The sequence below is a fragment of the Rhizobium sp. 62_C5_N11_2 genome (genome assembly GCF_051811185.1).
GTDB classification, from domain to species: domain Bacteria; phylum Pseudomonadota; class Alphaproteobacteria; order Rhizobiales; family Rhizobiaceae; genus Rhizobium; species Rhizobium leguminosarum.
In genome coordinates this window covers 330444-345920 of sequence record NZ_JBPWPW010000002.1, presented here as the reverse complement: position 1 = coordinate 345920, position 15477 = coordinate 330444, and the positions used below count along the sequence as shown (strand labels likewise).

13 protein-coding genes are annotated in these 15477 nt (G+C 59.5%); 2 read left to right on the top strand and 11 right to left on the bottom strand.

What is annotated here, in order from left to right; translation table 11 throughout:
- The first annotated feature begins 83 nt into the window (after positions 1-83).
- Together AB8B31_RS25275 and AB8B31_RS25270 are read left to right on the top strand one after the other, a co-directional pair.
- On the top strand, positions 84-908 hold the full coding sequence (locus AB8B31_RS25275; RefSeq protein ID WP_018245430.1) for an MBL fold metallo-hydrolase: 825 nt from the start codon (positions 84-86) through the stop codon (positions 906-908).
- Between the two features lie 36 nt (positions 909-944).
- Entirely contained in the window at positions 945-2600 is a 1656-nt protein-coding gene (locus AB8B31_RS25270) for an alpha-keto acid decarboxylase family protein (protein ID WP_018245431.1), read from the top strand.
- Between the two features lie 161 nt (positions 2601-2761).
- Here the strand turns inward: AB8B31_RS25270 and AB8B31_RS25265 are convergent, their stop codons facing one another.
- The 11 genes from AB8B31_RS25265 to AB8B31_RS25215 form a co-directional block, all read right to left on the bottom strand.
- On the bottom strand, positions 2762-3463 hold the full coding sequence (locus AB8B31_RS25265; RefSeq protein ID WP_018245432.1) for an HpcH/HpaI aldolase family protein: 702 nt from the start codon (positions 3461-3463) through the stop codon (positions 2762-2764).
- Between the two features lie 16 nt (positions 3464-3479).
- Positions 3480-4283, bottom strand: a complete 804-nt coding sequence (locus AB8B31_RS25260; RefSeq protein ID WP_018245433.1) for an SDR family oxidoreductase — start codon at positions 4281-4283, stop codon at positions 3480-3482.
- Positions 4284-4291: 8 nt separating this feature from the next.
- Positions 4292-5968 (bottom strand): hydantoinase B/oxoprolinase family protein, encoded by a 1677-nt coding sequence (locus AB8B31_RS25255; protein ID WP_018245434.1) that lies wholly within the window; start codon positions 5966-5968, stop codon positions 4292-4294.
- 11 nt (positions 5969-5979) lie between these two features.
- Complete coding sequence (locus AB8B31_RS25250; protein ID WP_018245435.1) at positions 5980-8043, bottom strand: hydantoinase/oxoprolinase family protein; 2064 nt, start codon at positions 8041-8043, stop codon at positions 5980-5982.
- Between the two features lie 193 nt (positions 8044-8236).
- Entirely contained in the window at positions 8237-9175 is a 939-nt protein-coding gene (nac, locus tag AB8B31_RS25245; protein WP_018245436.1) for a nitrogen assimilation transcriptional regulator NAC, read from the bottom strand.
- Between the two features lie 77 nt (positions 9176-9252).
- Entirely contained in the window at positions 9253-10461 is a 1209-nt protein-coding gene (locus AB8B31_RS25240) for an aspartate transaminase (protein ID WP_018245437.1), read from the bottom strand.
- A gap of 42 nt (positions 10462-10503) precedes the next feature.
- A complete protein-coding gene (locus AB8B31_RS25235; protein ID WP_018245438.1) occupies positions 10504-11247 on the bottom strand; it encodes a branched-chain amino acid ABC transporter ATP-binding protein in 744 nt (247 codons plus the stop codon).
- Complete coding sequence (locus tag AB8B31_RS25230; RefSeq protein ID WP_018245439.1) at positions 11237-12010, bottom strand: ABC transporter ATP-binding protein; 774 nt, start codon at positions 12008-12010, stop codon at positions 11237-11239. The genes AB8B31_RS25235 and AB8B31_RS25230 overlap by 11 nt, the downstream gene beginning before the upstream one ends.
- Positions 12007-12993, bottom strand: a complete 987-nt coding sequence (locus AB8B31_RS25225) for a branched-chain amino acid ABC transporter permease (protein ID WP_018245440.1) — start codon at positions 12991-12993, stop codon at positions 12007-12009. Before AB8B31_RS25225 ends, AB8B31_RS25230 begins: the two co-directional genes overlap by 4 nt.
- 43 nt (positions 12994-13036) lie before the next feature.
- Positions 13037-13909: a branched-chain amino acid ABC transporter permease gene (locus tag AB8B31_RS25220; RefSeq protein ID WP_018245441.1), complete on the bottom strand. Its 873-nt coding sequence runs from the start codon at positions 13907-13909 to the stop codon at positions 13037-13039.
- Positions 13910-13930: 21 nt separating this feature from the next.
- Complete coding sequence (locus AB8B31_RS25215; RefSeq protein ID WP_018245442.1) at positions 13931-15124, bottom strand: ABC transporter substrate-binding protein; 1194 nt, start codon at positions 15122-15124, stop codon at positions 13931-13933.
- Positions 15125-15477 lie beyond the last annotated feature (353 nt).

Sequence of the window (15477 nt, the reverse complement as noted above, 5' to 3'; positions counted from 1 at the left end):
TGTTGGCCAGGGGAGCCCTCATCTCCGCCATGCCGGGGTGAACATCAAACCTTAGCAAACGACCTTCAATCAGGGAGATACCTATGGTCACGCAATTGCCGGATCCCATTAAAATCGTCAGGCGAGCAGGCGATGTCCGTATTCATACTTTCATTTCAGCTTTCACGGATGACAACATCGCCAATGCAACGCACATAATCGAAAGCAGGAACAAGCTTGTTCTTGTCGATGGGCAATTCCTCGTTCCCTATGCGCTGCAATTCAGGGAGTATGCCAACAGTATCGGCAAGGAGATCGACCGGATCTACCTGTCGCACAGGCACCCCGACCACTGGTTTGGCCTGGGAGCCGCATTCAGCGACATTCCGATTTATACATTGCCGGAAACGAAAGAGTTCCTGAGGCAGCACGGACAAGATTCCGTCAATGACCATTGGAAAATGGGCGATCTCGCTCCGAAGAGCTTGGTAATCCCCGAAAAAACTGTCCGCGCCGGCGCGGAAATCATCGACGGAGTCAAATACATATTTGATGAAGTCGTTGATACGGAGATCGATTTTCTTCTCACCATCGGTCTTCCGGACGTCGGCGTTTTTATTGCGCAAGACCTGATCTACAGCGGAACGCACCTTTATCTGACGAAATACATGGAGCATTGGATTGGGATTTTGCAGGGTATGCTGCTGTCCGACTATGACCTGTTCCTTCCCGGTCACGGCTTTCCGGCTGACAAGAACGAGGTTGCCAAAAATATAGAGTATCTGTCCGTCGCCATGGAGGCCGCCGGCAACGGACTCACCAATGATGCTTTCAAGCGCTTCATGCTGGAAAGATTTCCCGAACGAAAATGCCCCGGAATATTCGACATATACATACCGCGCTTATTCGATAACGCGAGCGAGTTTTAATACGTCAATTGTCGTCAACAGGGGAGCCGTTGGAACATGGGCGATACATACACGGTTGGGCAATATCTAGTCGACAGACTTCGTGAACTGGGCCTGGGGCACCTGTTTTCCGTAGCGGGCGATTATTCGATCGAATGGGTGAACAGTTATGTCGAGAAAAGCGGTATTCAGGTCATCGAAGAGGTGAATGAACTGAATGCCGGTTATGCGGCTGACGGCTATGCGAGACTGAAAGGAATTGGTGCGCTTTGCGTTACCTATTCCGCAGGCTCGCTTTGCGCAACAAATGCGATCGCCGGATCTTACGTCGAGAAAGTGCCGGTCGTTCTGATCAACGGTGCGCCAAGCATCAAGAAAACGCTCACATTCGAACAAACCGGCTACAGTTCGCATCACTTCATCAGCGGGCGGGAAACGGATCTTCAGGTGTTCGAATACATAACGGCCGCTGCCGTCCGCATCGATAGCCCTCATCTTGCGCCTATGCTCATAGATTATGCGCTGACGCAGTGCATCACGGAAAGACGTCCGGTCTATATCGAGTTGCTGGAGGATATGGTGGACCTGGAATGCGCGCGCCCGTCGAATGCATTAAAGGCGGCGCCAGACATATCCGACGAGGGCAGTCTCAATCAGTCGATCACGCAAATCAGCGAAAGATTGCAAAATGCCACCAAACCCCTGATCTGGATCGGTGTCGAGATCGACCGGTTTGGCCTTCACGACCAGGCGGAACGGCTCATTCGGGACCTCAAAATTCCCTATGTGACCGAGCTTTTGAGCAAGGCCATCCTATCGGAAGACGATGTCCAATTTGCCGGGGTGTTTGATGGCGAATCGTCGTCACCCTATGTCCAGTCGTTGGTCAAAGACTCCGACTTCGTATTGGCGCTGGGCGTCTGGTTGACTGATATCAATGATTTGGGTTGGCCTATCGATCTCGATAAAACCGCATTCGCCTCCTGGGATACAGTGAAATATGGCACGATCTTCAACGCAGAGGTTTCGCTGGCGGATCTCGTCAACGGCTTGATTGACAAGAGGCTGACGTGCAAAGCCCAAAGTCTTCCGGCGAAAACAGCCCGGCAAGCGCCGGTCGTGAATCCGGCAGGCGAAATTACCTATCAGGGCTTCTACGATTTCATTCAGCAGCAGATCGACGGAAATACTATCGTTGGTGCCGACGCGAGTTTGAACTATTTCGGGAGCCTGCTTCTTGAAGTCGGTGCTCGCCGCGGTTTCATCGTACAATCATCCTATTCGGCGATCGGGTATATCGGCCCGGCCGCGACCGGCGTTTCGCTGGCGAAGCAAGATAAACAGAGGCTACTGGTCTTTGCGGGGGATGGCGGGTTTCAGATGACCGCTCAATGCCTCTCGACACAAACCCGCTTCAATCTCAACCCGATCATCTTCGTGATGGACAACGGCATCTATGGCGTGGAGCAATGGCTTGCCGATGCATCGGTTTTCCATGGCAACAAGCCGTTCTACAACTCATGCATCCTGCACCGATGGAATTACAGCAAGTTGGCAGAGGTTTTTGGCTGCCAAGGCTGGAAGGTGGACACCTATGGCGAACTGGCGGAAGCCATAAATGGCGCCAAAGAAAACCTGAACAGTCCGTCCATCATCCAGGTCGTCGTGCCTCAGCGGTCGATCCCCGATAATGCGAACTGGAAAGCAAGCTAGAGCTGTTCAGCTTTTGGCGGAAGCGCGGAACCGCCCTAGCCTTTTGTTTTTACGCAATTCCGGACGAAAAACCGCTTCACGCTTTTCCTGGAATTGCTTTAGACCATGTCGCGCGAAACCGTGCAGCAGATGCCTCAGAAAAGGTGGCCCAGTTCCGCCTGCTATCGCGCGAGCGTCTGCCTGATGCCGGCAATCCCGCGGCGCAGGAAGGGATCGGTGTGGATGTAGAAGAACTGAACACCCTTCTGCAGCCAATGAGGCAGTTCATCGGTGGTAACAAGCGTGCCTGCAACCCTGCCTGCATCGCGGATCTTGTCGACGGCGACCGAGACCTTGTCCATGACCACTTCGGGACGCGGCTCGCCGAAGGGCGGAGCCGGCGGATAGCCCATATTCTGCGAGAGATCGCCAGGCCCGATGAAGAAGACGTCGATGCCGTCGACCTCCAGCATCTCGTCGAGATTGTCGATGGCATCCACCGTCTCGATCATCGCCACCACCAGGCGTTTGTCGAAGTCGGACGGAAGAGCGTAACGGACGGCATCGACGATGGCGCGAGCCTGCTCCGCCGTGTCCACCATCGGGACCATGATGCCGTCAGCGCCCGCATTGAGATACCTGATGAGGATCGGGCGTTCGTGCGAATGCGGCCTAACGATCGCCGCTCCGCCGACAGAACGGACAATCTGTGCAGTCATGCGCACATCGTCGAAGCTCCAGGTTCCGTGTTCGCAGTCGACGAAGACGGAATCGGCGCCGAGTTCCACCAGCCGGGCTGCCAGGCCCGACGAGGAGTGGTGCGGCGTATACATGGTGACTGCCTCGCCGGCCACCAGCCGGGCGCGCAATTTGGCTCCGTTCATCAAGGTCCTCCCAATTCTATTTTTTCGGCATATCCGGCGTATCGGCCGGCGCTCCGACCCAACGCGCAATTTCGATATCCGCTGACGTGTCCCGCATGAATGTCGGGCAGATGTGAAGCTCGGGGATCACGGCGCTCTTGTTCAGGCTGGCGCAGAGGACGATCGCACGGGCGACGTCATGAGGATCCATCATGACGGCACGTTCCTCCTCCAGAGGAGGCCGCGCGCGATTGTCCATGATCGGCGTATTCGTCTCGCCGGGCAGGATCGTCGTCGCCCGGATCCCCTGATTGCGATAGGTGTTGTGCAGGAAGGTCATGAAGTTTTTCACGCCGGCCTTGGCCGCACCATAGGCCGCGCCACCGAGCAGGTTGGGGTTGATCACCGCGAGTGAAGAGACCGTAATGATCGTTCCCTCACCGCTCGCGATCATGTCCGGAAGGACCGCCTGGGTCAGGTTGAAGACGGCGGTCAGATTGATGTTAAGGGTGGAGGCCCACTCAGCCTCGCTCAAGAAACGCGCGTTCAGCACCTTGCTTGCGCTGCCGGCATTGTTCACCAGGATGTCGACGGGTCCGACGCTCTCCTTGATCCACGTCACGGCCGCAAAGATCTCTTCACGCGTCTCGATATCGAGCGCACGCGCGACGGCCTTGCCATGAGCCTCTTCGATCAAGGCCGCCACCTCGCGCAGCGGTTCGATCCGCCGCCCGGTCAGCACGACGGTGGCGCCGTCCTTTGCCAGCAGCAGGGCGGTCTCGCGACCGATGCCGGAGCCGGCTCCTGTTACCAGAGCGATTTTTCCTTGAAGAAGTCCCATGGTTTCCCCTATTCGGCCGCAGCAGCGATCGGGCCAGAATAGCCGTAAATTTCCTTCGCAGCCTTCGCCGTGATCAGGTTTTCGGAAAGATCCTGCTCGATGAGTGCAGACGAACGATCGCTCGCAGGTCCCCAACCGCCGCCGCCAGGCGTCTCTACCTCGAGGCGCTGGCCCGTCTTCAGGACCACCTTGCCCTTCGGGAACTGGGGCTTGCCGTCCTTCATGACCTTTCCTGCCGATCCGCTCTGCCCTTCGACGACGCCGAAGCAGGGATGGCGGACACGCTCGGAAGCGAGATAGATGTTCATCGGGCTCTTGCCGAGGTTGCGGAGCACGACTCGCTGGCCGAGACCGCCGCGATGCTTGCCTGCTCCACCCGAGTCCGCGATCAGTTCCTTCCGCTCCGTCAGCACGGGCACGGCAACCTCGAACATCTCGATGGCCGTTACCTTGCAGTTCGAGGGGAAGCTCAGCGTGTCCAGACCATCGAGCTCTGCGCGCGCGCCCTGCCCGCCGTGGAAATTCTGGACGGAGCCATATTGCGTGCCGTCGTTGCGCTGACCGACGCAATTGGCGGCCCAGATCGGCGCGCCGCCGCTGTCGCCCATAACCTTCTCGGGCACGACGCCTTCGAGCGCCTTGAAGATCAGCGAAGGAATGACGTGCCCGATCAGGTTCCGCGAATTGCCCGCCGTCCAGTGCTGCGGATTGAGGATGCAGCCGAGCGGAGCCTCGTCGGTGATCGGGACGATGCAGCCCTCGTTATTCGGGGTCTCAGGGTCGAGCAGGCATTTCAGAGCATAGACCGAATGGGCATAGCGATAGTTCGTCCGGCAGTTGATCGAGTGCAGAACCTGATCGGAGGTGCCGGTGTAATCGACATGGATCGAGTCGTCCTTGATGATCACCGAAGCCTTCAGCGTCACGTCGACATCGTAACCATCAAGCAGAACCTCGGCTGCGTAGCTGCCGTTCGGCCATTCCCGGATCGCCTTGCGGGTCTGCGCTTCGGAGCGGGAATGGATGGCGGTCGCCAGGCCCTCGACGTCGTCGAGACCGTATTCATCCAGGAATTTGACGAGTTCGCGGCCCATGACGTTGTTGGCAGCGATCATCGACTCGAGATCGCCGCGTACTTCGGTCGGAAGGCGTACCGACGCTTCGATGATGTCGAAGACGTCCTGGTTCGGAACGCCGGCCTTCAGCAGCTTGATAATCGGGAAGCGGATGCCCTCTTCGTAGATGTCGCTCGCTTCGGAATGCAAAGGGGCGCCGCCGATATCGGGAAGATGAGCGATGGACCCGGCATAGGCGACGACCTTGCCGTTCTTGAAGATCGGCGTGATCATCGTGACATCGGGAAGATGACCGGTGCCGATTTCCGGATCGTTGGTCGCCAGCACGTCGCCCTCTTCGAGCTTGTCTGCCGGGAACTTCGGCAGGAAATAGTTCTGGGCCGCCGCCGGGAGCGAGGTGATGAAGACCGGGATCGACCAGGTGCATTGCGCCAGCGCCCGTCCCTTGTTGTCCAGGAGGACGGTCACGTAGTCGTGGTTCTCGCGGACGATCGGCGAGAATGCCGTCTTGCCGAGGACGTTGTCGGCCTGGTCCGCGATGAAGATCAGACGGTTCCACATGACCTGAAGGTTGATCGGGTCGTTGAAATCGGTGGCGGGTTTCGACATCTGAGTACCCCTTAGTGAATGTTGATCACGAGGTTGCCATGGGCATCCACATGGAAGACGCCGCTTGGGCCGACGACAGCAGTTGATTCCCGCTGCTCGACGATTGCCGGGCCCTTGACCTCTTTACCCACAGGAAGCTTGTAGTGGTCGTAGACCGCAGTCTCGACAACGCTGCCGATCTCCTGGAAATAGACCTTGCGGCTGCCCTTCTTCGCGTCGGCAACGACGGTCTCGTGCGGGCGCGTGACCTGATCCTTTTCGCCGCCGGCGCGTAGGCGCCAGGTGATGACCTCCAGCGGAGCGGCAACGGTACGGCCAAACAGTTCGCGGTATAGCTTGAAGAAATTGCCGCGGAGCTCACTGAGGAATTCCTCCTTCGGCAGGGTCCGGTCAGGCAGAACCACGGTGATTTCATGGCCCTGGCCGACGTGGCGCATGTCGACGGTGTAGCGGTTGCTGATCGTATCCTTCGGAACGCCCGCTGCCGACACGACTTCGGCGCCCTGGGCCGAAAGCTCGTCCAGCAGCCGGTTCATGGCATCCATATTCCAGGCGTCGAGTGCCATCGGATGACTTGCGGAAAGATCGACTGCCACCGGAGCGATCAACAGGCCGATCGCCGAGCTCACGCCTGCACCGGTCGGGCAGATGATGCGGGAAATGCCGAGCTTGCGGGCGATGCCATAGGCGTGGACCGGACCGGCGCCGCCGAACGCGACCATGGGCAGCGACCGGGGATCGACGCCGAGATCGGTCGCATGCATGGCGGCCGCCTTGCTCATGGATTCGTTGACGAGGTCATGGATGCCCCATGCGCAGCGCTCGACCGAAACCTCGAGCGAGTCGGCAAGTTTGGCCATCGCTTCGTGGGCGGCTTCCTTGGACACTTTGAACGAGCCGCCAACGAAGGATTCGGTGCCCATGTATCCGAGCAGGATGTCGGCATCCGTGACGGTCGGCTGGGTGCCGCCGCGCTGGTAGGCCGCCGGTCCGGGCATGGCGCCCGCGGAGTGCGGGCCGACGTCGAGCAGGCCGAGAGGGTTTTTGGCGGCGATCGAACCGCCGCCCGCGCCGATCTCGATCATCTGGATCGACTGGATCTTCAGCGGGAAACCGGACCCCTTGCGGAAGCGCTGATAATGGGCGACCTCGAGATCGGTGCCGACATTCGGCTCACCGTCCGGGATCAGGCAGAGCTTCGCGGTCGTGCCACCCATATCGAAGGACAAGACGCTCGCCTCGCCCGCCGTGCGGCCGAACTCGGCAGCGGCCACGGCACCCGCCGCCGGGCCCGACTCGATGAGGCGTACCGGCAGTTCTGCAGCACGCCGGCTCGGCACCAGCCCGCCCGAGGACGTCATCCAGAGGACCTGGCGATCGATGCGCTTTGCCGCGAACTCACGCTGCAGATGCGCGACGTGGCCGGCCATCTGCGGCCGGGTATAGGCGTTGACAACAGTCGTCGAGGCGCGATCGAACTCGCGCATCTCAGGGCAGACTTCGGAGGAGAGCGAGACGAAGATATCGGGGTCTTCTTCGCGCAGCAGCGCCGCGACGCGTTGCTCGTGCTGCGGATATTTGTAGGCGTGGAGAAGGCAGACGGCGACGGAGCGGATGCCCTTCTCCTTCAGGCGTCCGGCGATTTGGCGCACCGTCTCTTCCTCGAGCTCGGTCATGACGGAACCGTCGGCTGCGATACGCTCCTTGGCGCCGAAGCTGTTTGCACGGGTAACCAGCGGGTCGGGATATTTGATGTTCAGGTCGTAGAGGTCGTAGCGTCCTTCGTTGCGGATACGCAGCATGTCCTGAAAGCCGTCGGTGGTGACGAAGCCCGTCTCGACGCCCTTGCGCTCGAGGACCGCGTTGGTGACGACGGTGGTGGCGCCCAGCACCTGAAGGTTCTCGATGGCGATGTTGCCGGCGAATTTTTCCAGCAATTCGGACACACCCTGTACGACTGCTTCCGCCGGGTTCTTCGGCGTGCTCAGGACCTTGTGAAGGTGAAGGTCGCCCTTGTCGTCCAGGAGCGCGAAGTCGGTAAAGGTACCGCCCGTGTCGAAAGCCAGTTTTGCCATTTTGTCCTCGAAGCGACTGTTCGGCGCGGCAGGCGCCGCTATGCGGATCCGATGCCCGGACCCGGTGTCTGCTTGGAGGTTAGGGGAATGCCCGGCGCGTTGGCTAACACAACTACAGTCTGCCGCTATAGGGTTTGCTTATGGCGGATCGGAGATGTGCCGTCAGACTGCCGTTGCGAGGATCGGCCGCCGGCTAGGCCGGCCTGATTCCGGGATGGTGACTGCTCATGAGCTTGCCCACGACATCGAGGAGAACCGACCGTGCAGCGATGGCAGGTTCCGACAAGGGAAGATGATCGGCGACGCAGAGCGACACGGTCGCGTCGATCACCGGCTTCGTCAGCGCCCTCACCTGTGCGCCTGAAAAGATCGCCGTCTCCGTGACCACCGAAGCCGGGAGAATGGTCGATCCAAGCCCATCGAGGACCGCCGCGCTGAGAGCCGGAACGGATTCGATTTCCGAGACGACATCAGGCGTGGCCCGAGCTCTCGCCAGGGCGTCGTCGATCAGCCGCCGGAGCAGATGTGCCTTGCTGGGAAGAAGCAGCGGGATGTCCTGGAGGGCAGAGAGGGGAAGCGGCGCGTTGCTATCCCCAGGGAGTTGGATGCCCGGCGGCGAGACGAGGAACATTTCCTCGCGGAACAATGGCTGCAGGGTGACGCCCTTGATCGGGGCGGCGGCATAGATCAGCGCCATATCCATCTTACCTGTCATGATCAGTTCGCTCAGGATCTGGCCGAAACTGTCATTGATGTGGACGACGATATGGGGATGCCTGGCTTTCATTTCCTTCAGGATCGGCAGCGACAAGGCGCTTGACGAGGAATAGGTCGCAAGCCCGATCGAGACGCGGCCCGCCACCGACTTGGCGGCCTGATCGATGTCGACCTGCGCCTGCTCGATCTGCTTCAACATCAATTGCGCATGCCGATAGAGGATGAGCCCCGCTTCCGTCGGCGTAATGCCGACATTGCTGCGGATGAGAAGCTTGTGCTTGAAGTGCGCCTCCAGAGCGGCAATCTGCTGCGACAGCGCCGGCTGGGCCGTCCGCAGAAGGCTTGCCGCTCGCGATACGCTGCCCGTATCGACGATCTTTACGAAGCTCTTCAATTTTCGGAAATCGACGCTCATGGCCACCGGCTTCTTGTTTCACGAGAAAACGTAAAGCCTGCGGCCGGAGGGACGCAAGTCCCACCGGCCTTTTGCGGTTAACGCAGGCCGGCAACAGCCCGTTCGATGCGATCGCATGCTTGCGTAATTGCCTCCATCGACGTTGCGATCGAGAGGCGGAAATGAGGCGATATCCCGTAGGCGGCACCCTGCAGCGCCGCGACCCCGACGCCATCCAGCAAATAGAGCACAAAATCAAGGTCTGTCTCGATTGTCTTACCTTCGGGTGTCTTCTTGCCGATGACACCGGCGCAGTTCGGAAACAGATAGAAGGCCCCATCCGGCACCAGGCAGGAAAGGCCAGGCACCGCGTTGAGCCGTGAGCACGCATAATCGCGGCGCTCTTTGTAGACCTTTACGCTTTCCGCGACGAATGACTGATCCGAAGATAGCGCATAGGCGGCTGCGGCCTGACTGACCGACGATGGGCAGGACGACATCTGCGACTGCAGCTTGTTGATGGCTGCGATCAAGGCGGCTGGACCCGCCGCATAGCCGATACGCCATCCGGTCATGGCGTAGGACTTGGAGACGCCGTTGGTGAGCAGAACACGCTCCTTCAGTTCCGGCACGACGGCAACCAGCGTCGTCATCGGCTCGTCCTTGAACCAGACCTGGTCGTAAATGTCGTCGGAAAGCACGAAGACATGGGGATGGCGCAACAGCACCTCGCCAAGGGCTTCGAGCTCGCTCCTGTCATAGGCTGCACCCGTTGGATTGGACGGCGCGTTGAGGACCAGCCACAAGGTCTTCGGCGTGATCGCCTTTTCCAGAGCCTCCGGCGTCAGTTTGAAGCCCGCTTCCTGCGGGCATTCGACGATAACCGGCTTGCCTTCGTTGGCGATGACCATATCGGGATAGGAAACCCAGTATGGTGCGGGGATGATTACCTCGGCATCGTTTTCCACGCTCGCCATCAGCGCGAGAAACAGAATCTGCTTGGCGCCGCCGCCGACGCAGATTTCGTTGTCCGCATAGCTGAGGCCGAGCCGGCGCTGGAAGTCGCCGATGATGGCCTTGCGCAGCGCCGGCGTGCCGTTGACCGCGGTATATTTCGTTTCGCCCCTGTCGATGGCCGCGTGCGCCGCGGCCTTGATGTTATCAGGCGTGTCGAAGTCCGGCTCGCCGACGGTCAGATCGACAATATCGCGACCTGCTGCCTTCAGTTCGCGAGCCCGGGCTGCCGCAGCCGTGCTTGGCGAAACCTTGATTCTGGACACACGCGATGCAGGCACGAAAGTGCTCATGGGGATTTCCTCGATTGTGATTCCTTGAGAGGCGAAATCGCCTCAGTGGACGGCTTCTGTTTCGCCGCGCATCTTCCCGGTCAGGAAAAGTTCGCCGAGTTCATCATGGGTGATGTCTTTCGGCAGGCCGTCCCAGATGACTTTGCCAAGTCTCAGAATGACCGCGCGCTGGGCCACTTCCATGGCTTTCTTGGTGTTCTGCTCGACGAGCAGGATCGTCATGCCGTCTGCATGAAGGCGAAGAAGCTCGTCGAAGACGATGCCGATCGCGGCCGGCGACAGCCCGACCGAGGGCTCGTCGACCAGCAGCACCTTCGGCCGCTGCAGCACCGCCATCGCCACTTCGAGCAACTGCTGTTCGCCGCCGGACATATTGCCGGCGAGCGTCGCACGGCGTTTCTTGAGGATCGGAAAGAGGTCGTAGACGTAATCGCGGTCGGCCTTCACCTTGGCGTCGCGGAGAGTATAGGCGGCCATCTGAAGATTTTCGTCGACGCTCATGACGGGAAAGTTGCAGCGCCCCTGAGGCACGAAGGAAATCCCCTCACCCAGAATGGCTCGCGACTTGCAGCCCGCGATGTTCTTGCCGCGCCAGTCGATGTTGCCCTGCTTGATCGTGGTCATGCCATAGAGCGTTTTGAGAAGCGTCGACTTGCCCGCTCCGTTCGGCCCCATGAGCGCCACGAACTGTCCGGCGGGCACGTCGAGGTCGACGCCGTTCAGAATATCCAGATTGCCGTAACCTGCGCGCAGGTCGCGGATCAGAAGGTTCGAATTACCCGCCAAGATAGGCCTCCCTGACGCGTTGATCCTGAATGATATCGCCCGGCAAGCCTTCGACGAGCTTGGCTCCCTGGTCGAGCACGATGACGCGCTGGCAGATGCTGGTGACAACATCGATATTGTGTTCAATCACCAGGAAGCTCACGCCGAGCGACTTATTCGCATAGCGGATGGTGTCGACGACGCGTTCGATGATCTTCGGATTGATCCCGGCCATCGGCTCGTCCAGCAGGATGAGCTTCGGTTCAGGCATCAGCATGGATGCGAACTGGATGAGCTTCTGCTGTCCGCCCGACAGATTGCCCGCCGGCTGGTGGCGCACATCCCAGAGACCCGCCATCTTGATCAGGTCGCGGGCTCTCTCCCTGAGACCATCGATGCGCTGGCGGGACATCTTTCCGAGGCCGAAGGTCGATGCAATGGACGGGAAGGTGAACATCTGACCGGCGATTACCAGGTTCTCCTCGACATCGAGCGACTTGAAGGTGACGGTCTTCTGGAAAGATCGCAGCATGCGGCCTTCCCTGGCGATGCGGTTCAAGGACCAGCCGGTTATGTCCTGTCCATCAAGGACCACCGTGCCGGCGTCCGGCTTCGCAAGGCCTGTGCTGCAATCGAAGAAAGTCGACTTGCCGGAACCGTTCGGTCCGATCAGACCTGCGATCTCTCCTCGGTCGATGTGAATGCTGACATCGTCGACGGCCTTGACCGCGCCATAGGACTTGCTGAGGTTCTTGATCTCGAGAAGGGGAAGATGACTGGTCATTTCGCGCCTCCGATCGCATTCCAGAAGCGATTGATGAGTGGCGCGCAGCCCTTCTTGAACCAGAAAACGAGGACGAGAAGGCAGACGCCATAGGCGATCATGCGCAGTTCCGGTGTAATGCGCAGCGCCTCCGTCAGTCCGACGAAGAGCAGGCTTCCGAAGACAGTGCCGGAAATCATGCCCGCCCCGCCTCCGAGCACGATGATCAGCATCGTCGTCGAATAGTACATCTGGAAGGTCAGCGGGCTGACGACCGTCAGGTAATAGGCGTAAAGGCAGCCGCCGATCCCGGCAAACACGGCGCTGATCATGAAGACGATCAGCTTGTAGTGCCATGTGGGAACGCCGAGAGATTCGGCGAGGGTTTCGTTCTCACGGATCGCCACCATGTTGCGCCCGGCGGGCGAGCGGACGATTGCCCAGACGGCGAAGGTGGCGAGGGTCCCGATGATCAGGGCAAGATAGTAGAAGTTTGTCGTACCGGACACCGTGAACGAAAGCGGGCCTAGCTCGAAGTATGGTTTTGGAATGCTCGATAGTCCCATGTCGCCGCGGGTGAGCGAGATCCAGTTCTTGGCGATGGCCTGGCCAATGATCACGAAACCCAGGGTACACATGACAAAGGACGTCGAGCGCAGCCGCAAGGCGGGAATGCCGAGCGGAAGGGCAAGGGCCCCCGAGACGGCGCCCGCAGCGATGAGATTGACGTAGAATGGCGTTCCATAGGTTACGGCGAGAAGACCTGCCGTATAGGCACCGATACCGAAGAACGCGGCCTGGGCCAATGACAGAAGACCGGTATACCCTACAAGCAGATTGAGCCCATGTGCCGGAAGCATGAAAATCAGGGCGATGATCAGGGAATGGGTGATGTAGCGGCTGCCGATGAACGGCGCGGCGAGTGCTAGGACAACCAGGACTGCGGCGAGCGGTATGCGAAGGTCGCGCCTGCGTGCCTGTTGAGCGGTTTCCGTCAGAGACATGTCGAGTCCTCGGTCGTTCGAGAAAGGTCGGCGGGCGCAGCTGCTAGAAGCGCGCCTGCGTCGAAAAGAGGCCATGCGGTCGCCACATCAGCATCAGGATCAACGTGGCGAAGCCGACGGTGTCGCGGAATTGCAGGCCGACATAGGTGGCGACCAAGCTCTCGGCAACGCCAAGGATCATCGCCGCGACGAAAGTGCCGCGCACATTCCCCAAACCGCCCATGATAATGATCGGCAGCGTCTTGAACGTGATCAGTTCGCCCATGCCGCCATAGACGCTGACGTTGACCGGCGCCGTCAGAACACCTGAAAGCGCGGCGAGTGCCGCCCCCAGCATGAAGGTTCGAAGCACCACCTGCGGCACATCGATGCCGACGACGCTGCAGCACTCGACGTTCTGGGAAACGGCGCGCATCGCCATTCCGAGGCGGGTGTAGCTGACCATCAGTTCGAGGCCGATGAACACCAACAGGCAGACGACGAGAATGAGAATGCGCTGCTGGGCCAGACTGAAGCCCAGGATGGAAACCGGTTCGATATAGCCTCCGGCGAAGAACTTGTAGCCTCCGCCGAAGACGAGAATGATGGTGTTCTGCAGGATCAGCGCGATGCCAAGGGTGGCGAGCACGCCCGACTCAGCGGGCGCGCCGACCATCCGGCGCATGACGAGTTGCCCGACCACATAGGCAACGGCGATTGTCGCAAGAACCCCCACGACAATCGAGGCTTCGTAGGACAGGCCGAGATAGTCGATCGCAAACCAGGCCCCGAACGTGCCGAGCATGTAGTACTCGCCGTGAGCAAAGTTGATGGCTCTCAGCACGCCGAAAATCATGGTCATGCCGACGGCGACGATTGCGTAAACGGAACCAGTGACGATTCCATTCATAGATTGCTCAACTATGGTCGAGAGCATGGGCGTACTCCTCCCGGCAGATTAGTTGGCAGGATATTGAATGTCCGCGGTATATGCACCTTTGATGCTCGGCTTGCCGTTCTCGATCTGCAGCAAGATCATCGGCAATCGGGCCTGGTTGTGGTCGTCGAAAGTGACTTCGCCAACCGGGCTCTTATATTTGATCTTCGAGAGTGCATCGCGAACCTTCACCTTATCCGCGCTGCCGGCCTGCTTGATCGCCGTTGCGAGGAGATTGACGGTATCCCAGTGAACGTAGGCGTGGTTATTCGGGGCTTCATTGTAGGCGGCCGTGAACTTCTCGACGAAAGCCTTGCTTTCGGGCGAGTCGAACTGTGGAAGCCAAGCGGCGGCTTCGACGGCACCTTCGAGCGCCGAAGGGGCTGACTTGATGGTCTTTTCCGTGTTGAACTCGCCATTACCGATCAGCGCGACCTTGCCGGCTATTCCGAGTTCGATCATCTGGCGGGCGATGATGGGCGTCGTATCGGCGAGGCCGTACATGATGATGGCCTGGGCGCCATTGTCGCGGATCTTGGCGAGAACGCTGCGGAAGTCGACTTCGCCTTCCTTGTAGTAGTCTTCGCTGAGGATCTCTCCCTTGAAGTCAGGCAGGTATTTCTTCGTGAAGGTGATCGCCGAGCGGCCATAGTCGCTGTCGACCGAGAGCACGGCGAACTTGGTGAAGCCGCGCTGCTCTGCAGCATATTTGGCGACGATCAGCGCCCGGTTCTCATCTGTCGGATAGTTGCGATAGGTCCACTTAAAGCCGCCGACGCCGGCCTGGTAGGTGATCTTCGGATTGGACGACGCCGCATTCAGGAGAAGCACTTCGGCATCTTCCGCGACGGGCTGAATGGCGAGCGTCACCGAGCTGGAAACATCACCGATGATGAAGTCGACGCCATCCTGGTCAATCAGACGACGGGCGGCCGAGACGCCTTCGACCGGCGTGCCCTGGCTGTCGGCGTTGAGGAGTTCGATCTTCATCCCATCGATGCCGCCGGCATCATTGATGTCTTTGACGGCGAGTTCGGCTCCATGCATCGAAAATGCGCCGTAGCGCGCATTCGGACCGCTCATCGGCGCAACAAGCCCGAGTTTGATCGTCCCGTCCGCTGCCAGCGCGATCTCTGGCAGGCCGGAAACGGCAACCGACAGCGAAAGGATTGCAGTAGAAATGAAAAGTGCTCTGCGGCTTACGGTAAGTTTCATGTTCCCACTCCATGTTCTCGGGTGCAAACGCTTGGCATATGGCCCAGCGTACTCCTGACCGCTTTCCGCGGTTCTTGTTGTGTCAGCCCAGCGCTGACACCGTCACAGTAGGTTCAGGAAAGCGTCGCTGGCCAACACAACTCCACTCTGCCGCTATAGCGTTTATTTATAGCGAACCGATCGATTCGGCATTGCGGGAATGGCTCACCGTCCAGCCGGATGAGCCGTCGGGTGATATAATGGTGATGTCGTCCCTCGTCGCTCGGATCCTGCACTCCACTCGCGATAGGCGAGGTAGATCTTTGCTCCGATCGTCGTGAAAGGCTGCGGCGGCAATGCCGTCGGGGCAGCCA

Bases quoted from the DNA above. Each gene is read 5' to 3' on its own strand.
- AB8B31_RS25275 (WP_018245430.1), top strand. From the start codon at position 84: ATGGTCACGCAATTGCCGGATCCCATTAAAATCGTCAGGCGAGCAGGC.
- AB8B31_RS25270 (WP_018245431.1), top strand. From the start codon at position 945: ATGGGCGATACATACACGGTTGGGCAATATCTAGTCGACAGACTTCGT.
- AB8B31_RS25265 (WP_018245432.1), bottom strand. From the start codon at position 3,463: ATGAACGGAGCCAAATTGCGCGCCCGGCTGGTGGCCGGCGAGGCAGTC.
- AB8B31_RS25260 (WP_018245433.1), bottom strand. From the start codon at position 4,283: ATGGGACTTCTTCAAGGAAAAATCGCTCTGGTAACAGGAGCCGGCTCC.
- AB8B31_RS25255 (WP_018245434.1), bottom strand. From the start codon at position 5,968: ATGTCGAAACCCGCCACCGATTTCAACGACCCGATCAACCTTCAGGTC.
- AB8B31_RS25250 (WP_018245435.1), bottom strand. From the start codon at position 8,043: ATGGCAAAACTGGCTTTCGACACGGGCGGTACCTTTACCGACTTCGCG.
- nac (WP_018245436.1), bottom strand. From the start codon at position 9,175: ATGAGCGTCGATTTCCGAAAATTGAAGAGCTTCGTAAAGATCGTCGAT.
- AB8B31_RS25240 (WP_018245437.1), bottom strand. From the start codon at position 10,461: ATGAGCACTTTCGTGCCTGCATCGCGTGTGTCCAGAATCAAGGTTTCG.
- AB8B31_RS25230 (WP_018245439.1), bottom strand. From the start codon at position 12,010: ATGACCAGTCATCTTCCCCTTCTCGAGATCAAGAACCTCAGCAAGTCC.
- AB8B31_RS25225 (WP_018245440.1), bottom strand. From the start codon at position 12,993: ATGTCTCTGACGGAAACCGCTCAACAGGCACGCAGGCGCGACCTTCGC.
- AB8B31_RS25220 (WP_018245441.1), bottom strand. From the start codon at position 13,909: ATGCTCTCGACCATAGTTGAGCAATCTATGAATGGAATCGTCACTGGT.
- AB8B31_RS25215 (WP_018245442.1), bottom strand. From the start codon at position 15,124: ATGAAACTTACCGTAAGCCGCAGAGCACTTTTCATTTCTACTGCAATC.